The organism is Kribbella sp., from assembly GCF_035655035.1.
Lineage (GTDB): Bacteria > Actinomycetota > Actinomycetes > Propionibacteriales > Kribbellaceae > Kribbella.
In genome coordinates this window covers 1-4,111 of sequence record NZ_DASRVN010000664.1, presented here as the reverse complement: position 1 = coordinate 4,111, position 4,111 = coordinate 1, and the positions used below count along the sequence as shown (strand labels likewise).

The following is a 4,111-nucleotide window of genomic DNA, read 5'->3' as shown; positions in this document are numbered from 1 at the left end:
GCGTCCTCCATGTGCCCGAGCAGCGTGTTCAGCGCGACCGCGACCTGGCCGACCTCGGTGTGCTCGTCGGTGAGCTGGTCCGGGACCCGGGCGGTGACCCCGATCTCGCCGGTGTCCAGCGGTAACGCGGCGACCTCACGGGCGGTCTGTGCGACCCGGCGCAGCGGCCGGAGTTGCCGCCGTACGACGAAGATCGCCACACCGCCCGCGGCCAGTACGCCGATGCCGCCGAAGAGGGCCTCCCAGCCGATCAGGCTGTTGACGGTGTTCTGGATGTCCTTCGTGGGCAGGCCCGCGATGACCGTGACCGGGCCGACGTTCGACGCGCGGACCCGGTACGTGCCGAGGCCCGGGACGTCGACCGTACTGTTCTGGTCGGTCGCGGACTGGCCGAGGACGTTGATCGCCTCGTCCGAGAGGGCGGTGAGCTGCCCGTCGGAGGTGATCACGGTACCGATCGCCTCGGACTGCTGTACGTAGACCGTCACGGTGCCCGCGTCCTGCCCGTGCGGCGCGTCCGGCGGCGGGCCGCCGTTCCGCCAGGCGCCCACCGCGCGTCCCTGGGCGCCCGCGACCTTGCCGTCGAGCTGCTGGGTCAGGTACGAGCTGATCGCGGCGGTCGTCAGTCCGCCGATCGCGATGCTCACCACCGCGACCAGCGCCACCATCGCCGCCGCGACCCGGACACTCAACGACCGTGCCGCAACCCTCATGCCTTCAGCATGAACAGCCAGCCCTCAGGCAGGCTCCACGTTTCCTGGCACCTTGCTGTGAACTCAGAGCAGCGCGCGCAGCCCGTCGTACTCCGCCGCCGCCCAGCCCTCACCTCGCGACTCGGTGCCGCGGTAGCGCGGCTTGTCGACCACGTGGAAGCGCAGGTTGAGGATCCGCCCGAGGATCTGCAGGTCCGGGATCGCGGCCTCGTCCTCGTCGGTGAGCGGGCGCCGGGTGCGATACCCGGCCTTGAACGCGTTCCAGTGCGGCGTCGTCGCGACCCCACAGAAATCGGCCGCCACCGGGCCGGTCGCGGCCAGGTCGAAATCCAGTAACAGAAGTCCCTGTGGCGTCAACAAAACATTGTCCATCGAGACGTCGCCGTGGCAGGTTCCTGCCTTTGGGTACTGCGCGAGGTTGTTCCGTACTCTGGCCGCCAGCGTCCGGAGCAGGTTTTCCTCCGCGCCGTCGACGGCGAGGATTTGTTCGAGCGCTTGCGCGGCGTCTTCCGCGGGCGGCCGGAAGTACGGCGACGTGTAGTTCTCGGCGGCCTGGTGAAATGCGGCCACCTGGATGCCGAACGCGTGGTACAGCTCGTCGGTGAAGGGTGGCCTCGGCGTGCATCCCTCGACGTACCGGAGCAGGGTGAACGGGCGGGGTCCTTCAGGTGTCGCCAGCAGGCCGACGGTGTCGCCGTCGAGCAGCGGGACGACCTCCGGCGCGCGTACCCCGGCCGCGATCAGATGTGCCGAAAGCCCTGTCTCCCAACGGATTTCGTCCGCCTCGCGCCGGCCGTACTGGTAGAGCTTGAGCACGTACCGCGCGTCGCCGGTGGTCAGCTCGTACACGTCGTTCACCAGCGTCCGGCGGAGTTCGCAGTACTCGAACGTCACGCCGTACAGCGGACCGAGATGGGCGGCCAGTGCGGCCGGGTCGGGCAACGACCGGAACGTCTGGATCATCACGCGAGACTAGACGGCGTTGCGAATTCGCAGGTTAGAACCCGGGCAAGACGGGGGAGGTTCGAGACGTTTCCGGATTCGCCTCCCCTTTCGGGGCCGGAAACCGGTAGCCTCTTGCAGCGCGCTATGGGGGCCGCCGTACCACCCAACCGACGAACTGCCGGAGAGCCCAAACCGGTCAGGAGTGCACGTCTTGCAGGAGAACACCAGCAGTACCAGTACTGGCGAACTGGTCGCCGTACCCCTCACCGGTGCGGACAAAGTCGCCTACGCTTTCTACGCGACCGCGGCTGCCGCGGCGCTGGTCGGCCAGGTCTGGGCCGGCGTGACCCACATCCCCTGGCCGAGCGACGGCTTCTCGCCGTTGCTCAAGATCATTCTCGTCACGCCCGCGGTCGCGGTGCTCGAGCTCGGCGGTGTGGCCACCGCGGCGCTCGCCGACCTGCGCCGGCGCAAGGGCGAGCAGGCGTACGCGTACCGCGCGATGTCGTTCTTCGCGGCACTGGTCGCGGTCGTGTTCAACGTGGTCGGGCACTGGCGCCCGGAGGAGCGGTTCCTGGCCTTCGGCTTCGGTGGCCTGTCCGCGTTCGCGTACGTGCTCTGGCTGATCCACAGCTCGGCCCGGCGCCGCGACGCACTGCGGCGTGCGGGGCAGATGCGTGAGACCGGCCCGGTGTACGGCGTCGTGCAGTGGGCCCGCGAGCCGCGGGTCACCTGGCTCGCGCGGTCGCTGGCGATCGAGCACGGGTACGGGCTGTACGAGAGCCTCCGTGCGGCGCAGCACCAGATCCGGAACCGGAGCCGCCGCGAGGCGATCGCCGGGACGGTCGCGGAGTACATCCGGTCCGAGCACCAGGACGAGCGGCTGGCGAAGATCGCCGAGACGACGTACGACCCGGACCGGCTGGCCGGGATGCTCGAGGAGCGGATCAACTACGAGGTCATCACGAACAAGCTGACCAAGGCGATCTCGCCGCCGCCGGAGCAGTCCGACGAGCGGCCCGCCGTACCGGCCGCCGTGTGGGTGCTCGAGGGCGGGCAGCCGCGGCGTGCGGACAGCACCGGGGTGGGCCTGCGCGACGACGACGCCTGGACCGGCGAGCTGATGGCGATCGTCGACCAGCCCGACCCGACCGACAGCGGCAACGTGTCCGAGGCCGTGGTGGTCGAGGACGAGAGCGAGCCGCAGCACGTCGTGAACGGCGGCCTGAAGCCGTTCGCTCCGCAGCCGAAGGCGGAGCCGCTGGTGGAGAAGCCGAAGCCGCCGTCCCCCTTCGCCGGCCCGGCGGACCCGCAGCCGCCTGCGCTCATCACGACGCCGAAGCCGGAGCCGGTTGAAGAGGAAGTTGCCGAGCCGACCGATCTCGAGAAGAAGCGCACGCGGGCGTGGAACATGCTGGCCGACTGGCCGGAGGGCCACGAGCGCACGGCGAAGAACCTGGCCACCGCCGTCAACTGCAGCGAGCCGATGGCGACCAGGTTCATCGAGCAGTACGAGGCCGAGCACGGCCTGGTCTTCAGCTCGCCGAACTGATGATGCTGCCGGTGGACCTCTGAGGTTGAGGTTCACCGGCAGTTCTGCGAGACCGCTCACCAGGACGCGTCGCCAGGCGAGCTCCTCGGCCGGCTTCGCGAGGCTCATCCGCGGGAACCGCCGTACCAGCGCCGGCAACGATTCCTGCAGCGCGATCCGCGCCAGCTGCGCGCCGAGGCAGAAGTGCGACCCGAAGCCGAACGACAGGTGTTGTCCGCCCGGTCCACCCGCGGCGCGTCCGGTGCGTCGTACGCGCGCGGATCCTGGTTCGCCGAGTTGAGCGCGGCCAGCTGCCGGAGGTCGGCGCCGTCACCCGCTCGCGCGACGTCCTCGGCGAGTCGCGCGGACAGCTCCGCGATCTCGGCATCGGCCTGGCCGGCGCCACCCGCGGCGCGCCCTGCTTGACCACCGCGGCCCGCATCCTCGAACGGAATCTGCAGCACCGGATCCATAGCTAGACGCTAGAAACTTAGGTAACCCTTGCTTGGAGTTCCGGCGCGCCGCTCACAACCGGGCGGCCGGGGTGCCGGCGCCGTGCAGGAGGGTGTCGACGACCTGGGTCGCCAGGGTGTCGATGTCGGTCTGGTCGGCGTCGCCGCCTTGGGCGACCTCGTGCAGGATGGCGTAGTAGACCCGTCGCGCCCAGACCAGGTCGACGTCGGCGCGCAGGATGCCGGCCTTCTGCAGGCGGGCGAAGAGGCGGTCGCAGGAGGCGACGACGCCGGCCATGATCTCGTCGCTCTCGCTGCCGTCTGCGAGCGCGCTGTTCATCGAGAAGCCCCAGGACAGCTTGACCTGGAGGGCGTTGGCGGTCGCCTGGTAGAGCGCGACCAGCGGCGGCGCGGTGTCGAAGCGGGCCTCGTCGACGGCGCTCGCGAGTTGCGTGGAGGCCCAGGTCTTC

5 protein-coding genes are annotated in these 4,111 nt (G+C 70.1%); 1 reads left to right on the top strand and 4 read right to left on the bottom strand.

Features of this window, described 5'->3' with window-relative positions; translation table 11 throughout:
- On the bottom strand, positions 1-713 hold a 713-nt coding region (locus VFF46_RS34735; RefSeq protein ID WP_325041490.1), incomplete at its 3' end, for a HAMP domain-containing protein.
- A 63-nt stretch (positions 714-776) separates the two neighbouring features.
- Positions 777-1,676, bottom strand: a complete 900-nt coding sequence (locus tag VFF46_RS34730) for a phosphotransferase enzyme family protein (protein WP_325041489.1) — start codon at positions 1,674-1,676, stop codon at positions 777-779.
- A 193-nt stretch (positions 1,677-1,869) separates the two neighbouring features.
- Here VFF46_RS34730 and VFF46_RS34725 point away from each other — a divergent pair, with 193 nt between their 5' ends.
- Positions 1,870-3,210 (top strand): hypothetical protein, encoded by a 1,341-nt coding sequence (locus VFF46_RS34725; protein WP_325041488.1) that lies wholly within the window; start codon positions 1,870-1,872, stop codon positions 3,208-3,210.
- A 104-nt stretch (positions 3,211-3,314) separates the two neighbouring features.
- Here VFF46_RS34725 and VFF46_RS34720 read toward each other — a convergent pair whose 3' ends face one another.
- Positions 3,315-3,662, bottom strand: coding sequence for a hypothetical protein (locus VFF46_RS34720; protein ID WP_325041487.1), 348 nt, complete (start codon positions 3,660-3,662; stop codon positions 3,315-3,317).
- Positions 3,663-3,714: 52 nt separating this feature from the next.
- Positions 3,715-4,111, bottom strand: a 397-nt coding sequence (locus VFF46_RS34715; RefSeq protein ID WP_325041486.1) for a TetR/AcrR family transcriptional regulator, incomplete at its 5' end; no start/stop codon positions are given.

Coding starts and splice junctions, on each gene's coding strand:
- VFF46_RS34730 (WP_325041489.1), bottom strand. CDS start 1,676: ATGATCCAGACGTTCCGGTCGTTGCCCGACCCGGCCGCACTGGCCGCC.
- VFF46_RS34720 (WP_325041487.1), bottom strand. CDS start 3,662: ATGGATCCGGTGCTGCAGATTCCGTTCGAGGATGCGGGCCGCGGTGGT.